General features: G+C 44.0%; 12 protein-coding genes. 4 read left to right on the top strand and 8 right to left on the bottom strand.

Annotation, left to right across the window (positions count from 1 at the left end):
• Nucleotides 1-4 precede the first annotated feature (4 nt).
• Nucleotides 5-385: an MmcQ/YjbR family DNA-binding protein gene (locus BET10_RS11070; RefSeq protein WP_070985652.1), complete on the top strand. Its 381-nt coding sequence runs from the start codon at nucleotides 5-7 to the stop codon at nucleotides 383-385.
• 32 nt (nucleotides 386-417) lie between these two features.
• Here the strand turns inward: BET10_RS11070 and BET10_RS11065 are convergent, their stop codons facing one another.
• Nucleotides 418-2,517 carry a PocR ligand-binding domain-containing protein gene (locus tag BET10_RS11065; RefSeq protein WP_070985651.1) on the bottom strand — a complete coding sequence of 700 codons (2,100 nt, stop codon included), beginning with the start codon at nucleotides 2,515-2,517 and terminating at the stop codon, nucleotides 418-420.
• A 418-nt stretch (nucleotides 2,518-2,935) separates the two neighbouring features.
• On the opposite strand from BET10_RS11065, the gene BET10_RS11060 reads away from it, so the two are divergent.
• On the top strand, nucleotides 2,936-3,385 hold the full coding sequence (locus tag BET10_RS11060; RefSeq protein WP_070985650.1) for an Hsp20 family protein: 450 nt from the start codon (nucleotides 2,936-2,938) through the stop codon (nucleotides 3,383-3,385).
• 71 nt (nucleotides 3,386-3,456) lie between these two features.
• On the opposite strand, the gene BET10_RS11055 is transcribed toward BET10_RS11060, so the two are convergent.
• From BET10_RS11055 to BET10_RS11045, 3 genes are all read right to left on the bottom strand, one after another.
• Complete coding sequence (locus tag BET10_RS11055) at nucleotides 3,457-4,419, bottom strand: bile acid:sodium symporter family protein (protein ID WP_070985649.1); 963 nt, start codon at nucleotides 4,417-4,419, stop codon at nucleotides 3,457-3,459.
• A 103-nt stretch (nucleotides 4,420-4,522) separates the two neighbouring features.
• Nucleotides 4,523-6,850 (bottom strand): TonB-dependent receptor, encoded by a 2,328-nt coding sequence (locus BET10_RS21990; RefSeq protein WP_070985648.1) that lies wholly within the window; start codon nucleotides 6,848-6,850, stop codon nucleotides 4,523-4,525.
• 66 nt (nucleotides 6,851-6,916) lie between these two features.
• A complete protein-coding gene (locus BET10_RS11045; protein WP_070985647.1) occupies nucleotides 6,917-8,068 on the bottom strand; it encodes a helix-turn-helix domain-containing protein in 1,152 nt (383 codons plus the stop codon).
• A gap of 145 nt (nucleotides 8,069-8,213) precedes the next feature.
• Between BET10_RS11045 and BET10_RS11040 the strand changes: the two genes are divergently transcribed.
• Entirely contained in the window at nucleotides 8,214-8,906 is a 693-nt protein-coding gene (locus tag BET10_RS11040; protein WP_070985646.1) for a hypothetical protein, read from the top strand.
• A 6-nt stretch (nucleotides 8,907-8,912) separates the two neighbouring features.
• On the opposite strand, the gene BET10_RS11035 is transcribed toward BET10_RS11040, so the two are convergent.
• The gene (locus BET10_RS11035; protein WP_139158541.1) at nucleotides 8,913-9,653 is read right to left on the bottom strand and encodes a substrate-binding periplasmic protein; all 741 of its coding nucleotides are present in this window, start codon (nucleotides 9,651-9,653) and stop codon (nucleotides 8,913-8,915) included.
• A 204-nt stretch (nucleotides 9,654-9,857) separates the two neighbouring features.
• Nucleotides 9,858-10,214 carry a RidA family protein gene (locus BET10_RS11030; RefSeq protein WP_070985644.1) on the bottom strand — a complete coding sequence of 119 codons (357 nt, stop codon included), beginning with the start codon at nucleotides 10,212-10,214 and terminating at the stop codon, nucleotides 9,858-9,860.
• A 355-nt stretch (nucleotides 10,215-10,569) separates the two neighbouring features.
• On the opposite strand from BET10_RS11030, the gene BET10_RS11025 reads away from it, so the two are divergent.
• The gene (locus BET10_RS11025) at nucleotides 10,570-12,819 is read left to right on the top strand and encodes a cytochrome c peroxidase (protein ID WP_240503677.1); all 2,250 of its coding nucleotides are present in this window, start codon (nucleotides 10,570-10,572) and stop codon (nucleotides 12,817-12,819) included.
• A gap of 81 nt (nucleotides 12,820-12,900) precedes the next feature.
• Here the strand turns inward: BET10_RS11025 and BET10_RS11020 are convergent, their stop codons facing one another.
• Nucleotides 12,901-14,592, bottom strand: coding sequence for a hemolysin D (locus BET10_RS11020; protein ID WP_070985643.1), 1,692 nt, complete (start codon nucleotides 14,590-14,592; stop codon nucleotides 12,901-12,903).
• Between the two features lie 188 nt (nucleotides 14,593-14,780).
• The gene (locus BET10_RS11015) at nucleotides 14,781-15,968 is read right to left on the bottom strand and encodes an acetyltransferase domain-containing protein (protein WP_070985642.1); all 1,188 of its coding nucleotides are present in this window, start codon (nucleotides 15,966-15,968) and stop codon (nucleotides 14,781-14,783) included.
• Nucleotides 15,969-16,026: the final 58 nt, after the last annotated feature.

Genomic DNA, 16,026 nt, shown 5'->3' with positions numbered 1-16,026 from the left:
TTTTATGGATCACCTGCAGGTTCATCAATATTTTATGAACAAACCAGAAGCGACTGTGAGTCAGCCCTTTGGTGAAGGGGTTGATGTGTATAAGGTAAAAGACAAAATGTTCGCTACGCTTTCGCTTGGCAAGCACATGGGAGACAAACACAATGAAACGTGGCGAATTAACTTAAAATGTGAACCAGATGAAGCGCAAGCGCTTAGAGATATCTTCCCATCGGTTTTACCAGGTTACCACATGAATAAAAGGCTGTGGAACACCGTGTTGCTTGACGGCTCTATTCCACAAGGTGAAATTGAGCGAATGATTGACAATTCGTACCTGTTGGTGGTGAAAAAAATGCCGAAAAAGGCGCAAACATCATTACTACTACACCTGTAACCAAGTAAATTAGAATGCGGTGGTTCGTCCTTTTACTGAAACACGGATAACTTCTTGTATAACAGGTTCATTTCAAGAGGTTTACCGAGCCAATCATCAAAGCCGACACGTTCATACATCGCAATATCATCACTCATAATGCTTGCAGTGAGTACGATAACTGGCGTGTTAGGGCTGTGTTGTTTGATATGATGACACGCGTTAATACCATCCATATTCGGCATATGGATATCCATAAGTACGATATCAGGGGTTACTGTTGCAAACTTCTCAATGGCGATTTGTCCATCTTTGGCGTGTACCAAAGTCGCCTTGGTATGCTTTAGCATCGTAGAGACGATAAGCCAGTTTATATCATTATCCTCGGCGACCAAAATACACTTACCTGATAAATCAGGTGCAGGGAATAGTTCAACTTTTTTTGGCTGCGAGATGGTGCTGCTATCTGCTTCAAGTGGCAACGCGATGGTCACCGTTGTGCCTTTGCCCAACTGACTTTGTATATCAATAGTGCCATTCATTAGCGTTAATAGATTACGAGTGATGGACATACCAAGCCCAGTGCCGCCAAAGCTACGGGTTGTGGAGGTATCGGCTTGTTCAAAACGTTCAAACAAAGCTTTTACGCCCTGTTCATCCATGCCTATACCGGTATCCGTGATGGTTATAACGGGCAGACGCTGGCCATTGTCAACTCGAGTCGTCAATGAAATTGTTACCTCACCTTGCTTGGTAAATTTAATGGCATTGGAAACTACATTGATAAGGATTTGCCGGATACGTGTGGGATCACCTAGCCACTGATCGTTGCTATCAGTACTGATATGGGCGTACAGTTTGATGTTCTTTTTGTGTGCGGTGGGACCTATGTCTGAGATGATCGTTTCTATGATTTGCGATAAAGACAGCCCGATCGATTCTAACTTTAACTTACCCGCCTCAAGCTTAGAAAAGTCTAAAATGTCGTTGATGATGGTGAGTAATGAGCGTGCCGATGTCAAAGAAGCATCTAGTAACTTTTTGTTCTGAGGCTCTGTGACTTGGTTCTCAAGCAATTGGAGCGAACCTAACACGCCGTTCATTGGGGTTCTAATCTCGTGGCTCATATTAGCTAAGAAGTCACTCTTAGCGTTGCTAGCCATATTCGCTTTGTCTATGGCTTCTATCAAGTTGGCCTGTAGTGTCATTGACTCGGTAATATCTTGCACCACGGTCCAAATGCTCTTGACCCCCGTGGTTTCTTCTACCAAAACGCCATGTAATAGAACCGTTGCATAACTATTGGGTGCCACTTGTATGTGCACATTTAAATCTCCAAACGCTTTGCTTTTTGGCAACCCTACAATGGCTTTGTCAAAACTCTCTCTGTCTGCAGGTGCAATGAGTTCTCTCAGTGTTTGTGACATTAGGCTGAGTTTATCTGTGCCCACCAAGCGACTAAAGGCATCATTCGCCAGTAAGAATCGACCGTTGTCGATGCGGTTTTTGACTACTCCAATGGGAGCCATCTCAATAAACTTGGAGAATGAACTGGCGAGTACATCGTGTTCTTGAATCACTTTTTTATTCATCTGCTTTATTTTGATGGTATTTGCGCCCATTTCTGCAACCATTTCCGCTAGTTTGGCTAAAAAAGCAAAATGAGCTTCTATTTCAGATTCTGAATAAACTGGAACCCGCTGTATTGCATCAAGATATTGTTCTTCGTCAAACCCCACATTTCTAGCTTTTTGGCGAAACTCTTCAAGGTTTGGCGGTTCGAAAAAGAACTGTCCGGTAAATAGGTTAGCGATATGCTGGCCTTCTATAATAACAGGTGTGGCAACATCGACTAGCCCGTTTTTGCAGCGATAAACATTGTATTTATTACCTGCAGCTAAAGCACCCGCCAAAGCAGTATCACTTTCTAGGCAATTGGCGCAGGTTTGTTCATTTTTACGATGAAACTTGGTACAGGAATCTTGCCAGTTAGTGGCAATAAGCACATTACCATGCAAGTCAAGTAGTGCCGTAACCATTTTGGTCGCATTAGAGTAAAGCTCCAACAATTCGGTGAGCTTAGGGATATCGATCAGTTCTTCAACAAAATACTGCGGCGTGATTCGCAGCGCTGGATCCAAGTAATCAGGCATTTTTATGGTATGGGCTCTCTACTAATTAATGTAAATAATAGCGCAGATTAGCATTTACCTCTATCTAAGTGCAGCCATAATTAACTAAAAAGTTACACCTTTTGAGGTCATCAAGGGCACATTAATGCGTGTTCGCAATCAGGCATGTGAGCCGTTTTACCATATAACGTAAAATGCCCGCTTGAATACTCGGTGCGTTAGTAAAAGTGCTTTTAAAGTATATAAAAATCATAATGTTAAAAGTTTCTTAGAAAAAAATTGAAAAAAGTATCTTGAAAAGGGTTTGTCGTGTCCATAGATAGGATTGTGAGGACGCCGATAGGGTCCCAAATAAATTTAACTTTATGTTTTATATGCTGTTTATTGGTTTATTTTAAAGAGTAAGCAGCTTAGTTATTGCTTTATGAGGATACAAATTATGCAAACAGTCGATCTATCTCCACTATACCGTTCATTCATTGGTTTTGACCATTTAGCGTCGCTAATGGATGCCGCTGCCCGAAATGAAAAGCAGCCTAGTTTCCCTCCTTACAATATTGAGGCGCTAGGTAAAGATAAGTATCAGATCACCATGGCGGTGGCTGGATTTGCTGAGCATGAATTATCTTTACAGTCTGAGGGAAATGCCTTATTGGTTAAGGGCGAAAAGCAGCAACAAAAACAGCAAGATGATGACCGTCGTTTCATCCATCAGGGCATTGCTCAGCGCAACTTTGAGCGCAAGTTCCAGCTCGGGGATCATGTAAAAGTACTCAGTGCTGAGTTGGAGAACGGCCTGCTAGTCATTGACCTAGAACGTGAAGTTCCCGAGGCGTTAAAACCTCGCAAAATTGAAATTGGTACGAGTAAGCTACTCGAAAAAAAATAGCTTATAACATTTCCTTCTTACGTTGTTGATCCTAATCAAGCCGCCTTCAGGGCGGCTTTTTGTATTGGCTGTTATGATTGCTCTATTTGTGACTCTGCGTCAGGTTTAGGCGCTGTGCTTGATTCTTTGATGCTACGCTTGTGCCAATAGCCTGCCAAAATTGAACCACTCACGTTGTGCCATATGGAAAATAATGTGCCAGCGATAGCAGCCGCAGGGGAAAAGAATTTCATTGCCAGTGCAACAGCAAGCCCCGAGTTTTGCATGCCAACCTCGAATGCGATGGTTCGGCATACGGTCTCATCTAGCTTAAGACATTTAGGTATCCAGTAACCTAGCAGCAACCCTGTCGCGTTATGTACGACAATGGCCACAAATATAAGTAACCCGATGGTTTGCAGCTTAGCGCTATTTAACGCCACGATGATGGCAATGATAAACACAATGGCAGCCATCGACACGAACGGTAAATGGGGTTTGATATGATTGAGCTTATTGGTAAAAATGCGATTCATCAGTACGCCTATTGCTACCGGCAGCAGAACTATTTTCAAGAGGCTGGCGAGCATCGATGACACAGGAATATCAACCACTTGTCCAATCAACGCAGCAGTAAGAAAGGGGGTAAACATCACCCCAAGCAAGGTACTGATTGCGGTCATCGTGATAGATAAAGCAACATCCCCTTTGGCTAAATAGCACATCACATTACTTGCCGTGCCACCAGCCACCGTACCGACCAGCACCATGCCAATGAGTAAATCGGTATCAAACATGAGCAGGGTTGCCAAGGTGTATGCCATTAGAGGCATCACGGTAAATTGCAGCAACACGGCTATCAGTACCGCTTTTTTATGTTGTATTACTCGTAAAAAGTCTTGGCCTGTGAGTGTTAAACCCATACTCAACATGATCACCATGAGCATGGGGATGATGGCAGATTTAAAATCGATAAACAGGTGTGGAAAAAACAGTGCGATGGTACTGAGCAAGACTGCCCAAACGGGAAATAGTTGTGTTATGGCTGTCATGATAAGGCCGCTAATTTGTTCTGATTATTTTCAAGATAGTATCTTGTGTTACAACAACATACCATGCCAAGCTGCACCGACCACTTATGAGGTCAAAGCCGATAGATTAAAATTGATAACTAAGCGATAGGCCAAAGCGCCTTGATGGGGCGAGATAATACTCAGCTACGCCAAAGGCAGCCGTAAAGTCATTAGCGCCTATCACATGATATTCATCCGTTAGATTGGTGACAAAAAATGATGCTTTCAGCTGTTGGGTGATAGGGTAACTAACGTAGAAATTCAGCAGCGACAGTGCATCTTGTTTGGCGTGTTCGTTATTAAATACATCATTGTAGATGTCACTGCGATACGCCCAACTCAGCCGCGTTGTAAGGTTGTGTTGATTAGTGATGGGCCAGACTTTACGTAGGCTCAAAGCGGTTGTCCAGCGGGGCGTTTTTATCAGTTTGCTGGCTTTGGTGACTTCTGTTGCATTACCTACATCGGTGAATTTGGCGTCCGTATAAGAGACACTGAAACTGAGGTTAACCGTTTTCGACAACAGTGCTTCGGCCTCTAGTTCAACACCTTTGGTTCGGGTGTTGCCTACATTGTCGATAAATATTTCAACACCGGAGTTCTCCCCTGATTCACCGCCGCGTAATTGCATGTCTCGATGTTCGAGCAAAAAAGCAGTGCCATTGAGGCGTAACTGACTGTCAAACCACTCTGAGCGGACGCCCAATTCAATTGCAGTGAGGTATTCCGGCTCAAATGGGCGAGCGGATACTACCGAGTTAGCAACGCCATTAAACCCTCCCGATTTAAAGCCACGTGCCGCGTTAATAAAGTACATGAAATCTTTCGTGGGTCTATATTGAAGTCCGAGTAACGGTGAGAAAACCCGCCAACTTTTCTCAATGGCGCCATCAGGGGCGCTATCTGTTCTATTAATCGCGATGACATCAGCAACATTTAAACGCGTTATCACTTGCTGCTTTTTCCGCTCCCAAGTTAAACGTGCCCCCGTGGTAACATGCCACTTGGGCGCAAATTGATAGGTACTATGCGCAAATAGGGCAATGCTTTGGTTGTCAACTTCATTGTTAAATGTGTTATCAAGATCGAGGGCGAGATTAAGAGGATTGTTTGGCCCGCCAATGGATGTAGGCGCGCTCAAAGGTGAGCCATCAAGCGGTGAGGGCAGAGTTTCTAAACCCTGATATAAGCCCTCTAGAAATACAAACCTAAAGTTATAATCTATGTGCTCATCTATGGTGAACAACCCTAGCAGCCATTTAAAATCATTATTTTGATTGCCAGAGAGATTAAACTCTTGACTAAGTTGGCGCTGAGTTTGTTCATCATGAGTAAAACCGATATTGACGGGATTATTGTCAAAATCTCTACCATAAATGGCATCGAGTGTACGGTAACTGGTGATCGATTTTAGATGTAATTGCTCGTTAATATCCCAATCAATCGTGCCACGGTATCCTGTTTGGCTCACGCGGTTTTCGTTTTCAGCGGTAGCTGCACTCAAAAAGGGGTCTGTAAAGGTGTGTAGTTCAGGAAGTGGTTCAATGGCTGGGGAGCCTGTTGCGACCAAATTATACAGTGAGATCAAATCGGCATCGTCATTTTTCTTACTAAGAACCGATGGGGCGCTACCATTATTTTGCAGCTGTCTGTCTAAGCTAAATTCAATGCTGAGCCTTTTTGAAGGTTGATAACGCAGTTTAGCTAAGACCCCCAACTCGTCTTGGCCGCCCTCCAAATCACCATTAAGTCGCTTAACAAAACCGTCTTCGGTGAACTTGGCCACAGCGACTCTGGCAGCCCATTGCTCATTCAATGGTTGATTGAGAAGGAAGGAAGCGTCAAAACGATTGAACTCACCCGCTGTGATCTGGGTGCGAACTTGCTGTTGGTCACTGACCTTACGAGTCAAGATATTGATAGCCCCACCAATCGAGTTTTTACCATACAACGTGCCCTGTGGTCCTCGCAGCACTTCAATACGTTCTATATCTAAAAAGTTAACAATGGACCCTGCGGAGCGAGCATGATAAACCCCATCGATATAAAGGCCTACGCTAGGGTCGGTGGTTGGAATGGGGTCTACTTGACCGACACCGCGGATGGTAATACCAGCACAGTGGGTGCACCCTGAGTTTTCACCCACTGTGGTGATGTCTATATTGGGAATAAAATAGGCGGCGTCGACTAAGTTATCTAGTGCTCTTTGTTCTAGAAACTCTCTCGACATTACAGACACAGACAGCGGAGTATTTTGTAGGTCTTCTTCTACCTTTCTTGCTTCAACCGTCACGTTCATCAGTTCGGTGAGATCTAAAGAAAATAAGTCGGTGTCGTTACTGGCATAAATGGTAGGAGAACAGGCGGCAATAACACTGCAAAATATGTTGCGAACGCGCTTGCTTAACAGCATTGATGTCATCCCCGTTATTATTGCTTTATTAGTCAAGTATAGACCTGAGTACTGTATAGTTTCAGGCTATTGCTTAGTAGACTTTTTAAATTGACTTGGTGTCATGTTAGTTCGACTTTTAAACGCTTTATAAAATGACGAACGGGCATTAAAGCCAACAGACATGGCAACGTCTAATACGTTGTGCTGATCTGACCGCAACATGTCTTTCGCCGCCTCAACTCGTGCGTTATTTATACATTCAAAAAATGACGTTTGCATGACCTGACTAAGCGTTTGTGAAACATACTGGCTAGGCTCGTTGATATGTTTAGCCAGCTTGTAAAGAGTCAATTGTGAGTCTAAATAAAGTTTATCACTTTCAATAGCTTGTTGTACTTTTTGGGCGATGCTTTGGCTTTGTTGTGGGCTAAGTGCCGAGCGTTGATAGCGGGGGTTTTCGGTATCGTTTTGTTGGGCTTGCTGTTGATTTTCTTTATAGACAACAGCAAATCCAGGTTGTTGCGTTAAGCCAAAATAGCCCAACCACCATATTGTCAATAAGCACAGTAGCTGGCCCCAAATGGCGTCAAAAATAGCCAAATTAACATCCATGATGGCCAACGAAGCCCATGTACCACTTAGCAGCATGGCTACGACGATAAGCCGTAGCCACTTCAACTTCTTGTTAGTGAGATCACAAAAAACATTTTTCAGTTGCAGGTGATAGCTATGAGAGAGTTTTGCCAAGCTGAATAAATAACCCACGGTTTGCAAAAACCATATAGCAATCGAGAGCATAGTCCCAACACTGATGAATACCGAGAAAAAATCAGGTGTTACATCTTGGTCACTGAAAAACATCTCTTGCAATAGTGAGTTGGGTGCTAACAAGATGGCAAAGCTAAGCAGCAAGCTCATGAATGCAGGAATATAGTGTTTGCAATGTGATAGTTGAAAACACCATGGGGTGCTGGCAGTCAAAGCGCGAGCGTATAGCCACAAGCTCGGCGCTAACAGTAAAAAGCATGGTGCTAAGATTGCGATGTAGCTAAATATATGTTGCTCAAAGCCCGCAAAAATGGATCCCCCAGCGCTGAGAAAAGTCAACGCGAGAAGCAGTATAAAAAGCGGAATATAAAACGGCTGCTGGCACATTCTATAGGCGATCAAATAGCAGGAAAACCCACCAACACCGAGTGTTACTCCCGATAACAACATCTCAAATGATTGATCCATTCTACACTTCCACAAAAAATATGTTGTTGATTATTAATATTATATTTATTTGGTTTGTCTTCGCTAAGTGGCTTGGACGACACCTTTAGAAGTTGAGCATAGCATGAGTCTAAATCTTAATTATGGTTATTTTTTGGGAGCGGTTATGGCGCAATCAATCATACTTTTTGGCCACATCGCCACTGGCACAGTCGCGGTACTTGCCGGATATACGGCGTTGTTTATGAAAAAAGGCGGTGTGGGGCACATCAAAGCGGGTCGCTGGTTTGTGATAGCGATGGTGTTAATGGCGATAACAGGGAGTGTGGTCGCTTTTATAAAGCCTATGATGATATCGATGATTGCGGGCATGTATACACTTTACTTGGTACTTACCGCCTTGGCTGTATTTAGAGCTTCACAGTCGAGACAGGCGAGTGGTCACTATGTGCTTATGTACGCTGCGCTTGCCATTGGCTTGTACAGTTTTTACTGCGTGTATGTGGTGAGCCAGTCTGAAACAGGGCGATTTCAAGGGTTCTCTGTAGGGCCGTATCTCATGTTTGGTGTGCTTGCCATAACCAGTGTGATGTTGGACCTACGCTACATAATGGCTAAACAAATCAGTCAACGCACCCGTTTGTCACGTCACGTTTGGCGTATGTGTTTTGCCATGTTTATTGCGGTGGGTTCATTTGTGGGCCAAGGATTACAGCATGCCCCTGAGGATATTCGTCACTTTTTGCTAGTTGAGTACGCAGATCTTATTATTTTGTTGCTTATGATGTATTGGCTGATACGTGTGAATGGCTTGCTGCCAAGAGTAAAGCAAAAGCTCTTAAAACGAACACAAAGCTAAAGGATATTATCTACTGGTGGCTGTCAATTGACTCAGCTTGCCGTAGCGACCATCAAGTTTCATTACTTTAAGCACCTGTGAAAGTTGATGAGGGAGTTCTGGGTGGCGTTGTTTGTTGATATAGGTATGTAGCTTTACTTCAACTAGAGGAGGGTTATGGATTTTTATCTCGTGGGATGAAAGGGGTGAATTTTTCATTAAGCGCTGTGCAGTTGCTTTACTTGTCACCGTAATATCAGCCCTACCGGCGATGATAAGCTCGATGGCTTGATCAAAGTCATCTACTAAGATCACACCTTTAAAACGCGCTTGATTTTTATCCAAAAAAGCGGTGCCTCGCTCATAGGCGATGGTGTAGTGTTGCATGCTTTGCCAGCCATTTACCACAATACCTGACTTACCTATGACAGATTGATCAATTACTGCGATGGCCTCGTTGACTCGTATTAAATTCGGGTAGGTTGCAAGGTCTAAATCGCTGACTCTGAATAGCTCGCCATCTACCTTGCCCATGTTGGACCAGCTTAAGCTGCGTTTGCTTGGTAACGTTATTACGTTCAAGGTAAAGCCCAGCTCGGCCAATGCAACGCGCAGCACTTGCACTGTTTTTTGATACAAGGGAGTTCTTGGGTCGTTGGTCGTTGATAAAGTAAGTGGCTTTAACGCTTTGCTCTGAGCACCAAACGCTGGGCTATACAAACCATGTAAACATATAAAAACCACCACTAGGCAATACAGCTTTTTCAAGATAGGTCTTCTAGTTGTAACAATAATATTCAGTATAGGCGGTTTTTATTTTAGATCTGATAATTTGCGGTGTACTTATGGGGGCCTTTAGATGCTTGTGCTTGTAACATAGCAGCAATTAGTCTTTTGAGCAGACTGAGAAAGAGAGGGTGCTATAAGCGAAGCCTCTCACTCTCAGAACACAGGCCATCATGTGTGTAGGTACTAACTTTCTTTAACAGCTGCGATCACGGAAACTTCTACCAATAACTCTGGACGAGCCATTGCGGCTTGTACACAGGCTCTTGCGGGGGCGTGACCTTCAGGCACCCATGCATCCCACACGGCGTTCATTTGCGCAAAATACTGCATATCGCTGATATACACTGTTGCACTGAGTAGGTGGTATTTATCGCTGTTCGCTTGTGCGAGTAAATCATCAACCTTAGCAAGCATGGTTTGGGTTTGTTCGGTGATGCCTTTGCTGGCGTCTTCACATACTTGCCCACATAAATAGACGGTGTTGTTATGCGTAACAATGCGGCTCATGCGTTGGTTGGTATGTTGTCTTGTAATCGTCATAAAAGCTCCTTGGAAAACCCATAGTTTACACAAGCCATTTTTACCCTGGGTAGCATTTTATTAAAGTGAGCGTAGGTTGTTTAGTTATAAGTGATGATTTTTGGGTTTTGGAACGTGTAAATTACCACCTTGTAAAGTTAACCTTGTGTTAACTTTACTCGTAACTCACACGTAAACTGCAGCTATTTATCACGATGTTTTATATAGTTATTTATATATTTTTTCTGTTAAATTGTTGAAAGATAAATTTTTATAATTTAATTTCATTGATTTGTATTTAGTATTTTGCAAATGTAAATTTTTTGGGTTAGTTTTCGCTTTTGAGATGATTCTCAAACTAGCAAAGGAAACTAACATGATAACAATGAGAAGACGGATTACTCTACTGGTCAGTCTGTGCATCGTCGCCAGCAAGGTGGTTGCCAGTGACGTACTTCCATCCGCAGAACCGGATTTAGATGCCAAACTTGCGCAGTTGATAGCGCAGCATGAACTGACTGGAGATTTAACCAGCGGCGCAAATATTCCTGCCGTGGATGACCCCGAAGTAAAGCTTGGAAAGCTATTGTTTTTTAGCAAAGCGCTCAGCGGTAATAAAGACGTTGCATGTGCGAGCTGCCATCACCCCTATTTAGGTGGAGGAGATGGTTTAGCCTTGCCAATTGGTACGCTGGCAAAAGATGAAGATGTACTGGGGCCGGGCAGAGAAACACTGACTGGCAACCTATACGTACCAAGAAACTCACCTACCATTTTTAACGCTTGGACTGAAAAGCGTAGTTTGTTTCGCGATGCGCGTGTTGAATTTTTGGATTGGCTAAATCCAGAACGTGGGATCAGTACACCCGATGTTCCCTATAAACAGGCTGATCCAAACGCAGGAAACAGCCTGTTGCAAGCACAGGCGCGTTTTCCTGTCGTTACCGCGTCCGAGATGCGTGGTTTTGACTTTATGCAGGGGCAGTCCAACGAAGCGGTACGAGCACATTTAGCCGCAAGAATTGGCGACTATGGCAGTGGTCAGGGGGAGTTATTTAAAAATAACTGGCGAGCACACTTTGAGAAAGTCTATGGTGACAGCGCCTCATCTGGTGAGGAAGTGGTCACTTTTAAAAATATCAGCAAAGCCATCGCAGCATATCAGCGGTCCATGAATTTTACCGATAACCCATGGTTTGCTTACATCCGAGGGGATAAATCAGCCATCACCGAATCGCAAAAACGTGGCGCATATTTATATTTATACCTGCCGCCGCCGCCATCAGATGGTGGTGAACCGCCAATGGATACGCCCACGCAGTGTATTGGTTGCCATAACACCGATAGCTTTACGCAAACCAAGGTATCCAATTACCACAGGTTGGCGTTTCCTCAAATTGGTCCAGGTACGGGGGCGGGTGATACCACAACCAATGATCTAGGCCGAATGCATCGTAACAATAGCGAGGCTGATATTTTTAGCTTTCGTTCGGGCACTTTGTTGAACATTGAAGTAACAGGTCCGTACGGTCACGCGGGGAACTATGACACGCTAGAAGAGGTGATGGATCATTACAACGATTATCGCGCCACATTGCGTAATTACTTCGACAATAAAGTGTGGTGTCAGCAGGCGCAATTTAAACACCGAGCGGATTGTGAATCTTTGTTTGTTGATGCTGAAATAAATACCGAAGAAGCGGCCAAAATCGTAGATTTTGAAATTGCTGACGGTGCGCCAGTGCTCGTGCCTCTTGGACTCAATGAACAAGAACTCACTGATATGGCCAACTTTATGAAAGCATTAACAGACCCCTGTGTAAAGGATGCTGCCTGTTTGCAAGCTTGGTTGCCGCAACCTCATGAAGGGGACCCAGATGGTTTACAACTGCGTGCCAAAAATGAGTTGGGCGTACCGCTATATTTGCCAGCTAACTGTCGAGAAGGAGATACGGCAAGCTCAGGAGATATATTGAAGCTTGATCAAGCCGAGTGTGTCAGTGGTCAAATGCAGTATTTTAAAGTGCAAGTAGAGCATGACAATACCACGTTGTATTTAAGTACTCGCGGCGCACAAAGCACTACACGTTTGCTCTACAACCCAAGACAATGGGCGACACCAAGTAATGCCATGGTGCGCTCAAAAGTCATGAGTACCGAGCAAGTGTTGGCAGTGACTGTTAATAGGGGCACTCACTATGTCTCTATTGTCGACTCTAAACCCTATCAATCAGTGATGCTGGCAGCAAGTTATGAAAGTGCACTTAGAGAAGGTGCGAAAAAGCCAAAAGAGCTGCTCGATACATGTCAATCTATGCCACCACTAAATCATGGCCAATTATTTGATAAGCAGGCGGTGTGTGTGGGCGCAGGAGACAGCCACTTTTACATCAAGATTACTGAACCAGATAGTCAAATAGAGATCCGCACTCAGCATGGCTTGGGTAACACAGATTTATATGTTGGACAGTTTTGGCCAAGTCGCAGTTTCTATGACTTTTCGTCGCAGCGCTTCGGTAGTGATGAATATCTCAGACTAGATGGTCTCCAGCCCGGTTGGTACTTTGTATCAACGCTGGGTGAGGGAGCCAATCATGGCACCACAATTGAGGTAGATATAAAATAACCCTGCTGTAACGCTCGGTACTAAAGCAAAAAGGCAATGACAGGCGCTAAGCCTGACATTGCCTTGATTTGCGTTTACTTACTATTGGTTTAGGATCCATTTTGCTGAACTATGATGTGGTTCGCCATCACGGTTGAGATGTATGCTGTTATCGCTACTGTCTAGCCAGAAATACTGTTGCCAGTAGGTGTTTTTAATATTCCAAACCCCGCCTTGATAAATAAATTGATAAGCGGATTGGCGTGGTGAATCAACCAATTTTGCATAGCCAGATGAGGTTGCGCTGTAGCTAAAGAATAGCTCTGGGTTTTGCTTGCTTCGTAAATAAAACGCGCCGTCGGGTGTGGGGACTTTAATAAACTCAGTGGCAGTGCCAGCCGTGGCTACCAATCTGGCGTCATTGGTGAGATCCTCTTGTGTGTGAACAGGTTGACCGTTTAGCGCCGATTGAAAACTGATAGTTTCACCTTTGTCGGCGGCGTGCTGTGTGGCTTGCCAGTCACTAGGTGGGGTTTGCCAGGTGAGAGATTTCCAACGCCAATTGTAAGGCATATCCATGTGTGGGTCGTAGAGATCTTCATAACCCGGCTGTGCCTCAATGTTATACAAGCATTGGCGACGCTCGGCATCAAGTTGCGCAACACGCGCTGATTGGCTGCTGGTACCAACATTTAGCTCAAGCATACACTCTTCAAGCGTTTTACCTGGACCCGTTTCGTTCGGTGCAAGTACATAGGTGTGATCGCGTCGTTGCTGGTCATCATACCAGCTGAGCATGGCTTGTTCATCAAATGAGAGCCAGTTATCCACCAATGTTTGCGCTTCCAGTCGAGCGGCTTGTTCTCTTTGTTCTGGGTGTACTGCCATAGTGCGAATAAACGCAGCCCATAGATCTTTACTGGCCTCAAGGGCAACTAGTGCCACAGGTTTCATGCTGCTGACTTTGTAGCTACTCCAACCGGAGTCTAAGCGGGTATCTTCATGCCAGATCACATCACCACTGCTGAAATTCACGACATCCTTAGTGTCGTGGCTATGCTGCTCGGCTCCTTCTGAGCACAAGTAAGCTTTGACTTGCCATACTTTTTCGAAGTTATCTTGCGGTAGTCTCACGGTATGTTCAGGGCTAAATGAGTCTTGGAAAAGATGAACTGCGCGGCCGAATAAAAAGTAGTTATGATCGACTTCAACTCGTGCGGAGTAACCGCCACCATCCCACACTTTAATGCGCTTTTGCTGTGCCATTGCAGCGTCAATAAAGTGTTGAATAAAACGTTGTTGACCACGGCGGGCTGCGTCGACACCACCTTGACCCGCAACATCATCATAACGACGCATAAAGTGATCTTGTTGCAAATCCGCAGGTTCTTGAGAGATTGCGCTGAAGCAATTTGGACCCGTGGGATCAATACTGGCGTTAGATACATTGAATCCAGCAATATCCACCCAACGTTCACCCACTATTGCAGCGTACACATTATCAAAGCGAGGTTGATAATTGCTATTGTCATTGGTGTTTGCACTGATCTTTGATATTTCACTGTAGGCACTACTGAGGTCGGTATTTTTTGCCAGTCCATACTGCCAAGTTGGCCGAGGATCGTTAGGGTCGGGGCTAATAACATGCTCTGCATCTAGCAATTCCAAGGCGGCAGTACGTGTTAGCCACTCATGGCCCATTGGCATAATGCCACCCCCACCGAGTTGCGTAAATGCAATACTGTTGGCTGACATCGTTAGGGCCATAAGGAGGCTAAGGTTGGTTTTTTTCATTGTGTTTCCCGTGTTATTCGTAATTTTTTATTAGTAAACATCAACTTGAGTGTTTACCTTAGAAACACTAAATGAATTTATTTTACATTACAAATATTTTACTAAAGTAATTAAAAATTCACCTTTGTCCCTCAAAGTGCATTTTTGTCCTTTTTATGGGATTAAAATTGCACCATCTTGATGTGAACTTACAAATAACTTAACACTGGGTTGCTAGAGCGTTTTTTGAGGTTGGCATAGTGCTTACAAGGATAATAAAGGGCCCAAAGTAATAATAGCCAGACACAATAGGTTAACCATAAACTAGGCGCATAGTTAGGCGGTAACTTATTAAAAGCAAAAAACATATTGATGGGTTCACCAAATTTAAACCAAGTGTAGAGATGTGCAGCACCATTGATAATAGGCACATGGATCACGTAGAAAAACAGCGGTACAGCACCAAATACCTTAAGCCAGCAGAGGTAGCTGTATAGGTTGTCGTTGCTGTTGAGTTTTTCTAATTGTGCCAACAGGATGAGGCCTGGCCCTATCGTCATCAACGTATATTGCAAAGAGGGTGGATATTTATGTGTGTTTAGAAATGATAAAATTGAGGTGATGGTGTTTTGCTGTGCAACAAAGTTTTGTGGATCACCATAAATGCCTGTGGCTCTGAGCAGGATAAAGCTCATGATAAGCCCTAATCCTAAATTGGTCAAAAATGGAATGCGTGTCTGTGGCGACCAAGTATACACCTGACCCACCACATACCCCAATGCCATGATGCTAAACCAAGGGATTAATGGGTAGGCTATAAATGTACTTATACCTAAGCTCTTGAAGGTAATAGCTCCTTGCACATGTAACATCTGCCATAGCCACGCAAAAGAGCCTAACGCTCCCATTATCGCCGTATCATTAACAGCATTATGTAACAGCAAAAAGGGCAGTGTTAGCAGGAGTATCCACTTTGTACTCATATTGATAAGCAACGAAAGTAATACCATTGAGCAACCAATAACCCAGATCACCTGTAGCACTATGGTGTTGTAACTGACTTGCCAACTGGGTGTGATAAGCGCAATCTCCAGGATAATAAGCCACACGCCACGGGTAAATAAAAAGTGCCGTAGTTGTTTAGCATCTTGTACTTTTTGAGCATATAAAAAGGCGCTAACACCCGTTAGAAAAACAAACAACGGTGCACAAAAATGCGTGATCCAGCGGGTGAAAAACCATGCCCAATTGCTAAATTCCAGATCGGTAGGGGAAAATGGAGTCACACCCCAATAGTTTCTGGTGTGATCCAATGCCATCAAAATGATGATTAAGCCACGTAACAAATCGATGGATGATAATCTAGATGATGGCTCGTTGTGTGTCGTTTGTTCCATTTTTTGTCTACCCCTGTTGAAGTCCTTTTTTACTTTTATCAGCCAATGTTTAGGCACG

The organism is Pseudoalteromonas amylolytica (genome assembly GCF_001854605.1).
Classification (GTDB): domain Bacteria; phylum Pseudomonadota; class Gammaproteobacteria; order Enterobacterales; family Alteromonadaceae; genus Pseudoalteromonas; species Pseudoalteromonas amylolytica.
The sequence above is the reverse complement of the archived record's forward strand: the minus strand, read 5'-3'. Positions and strand labels throughout refer to the sequence as shown.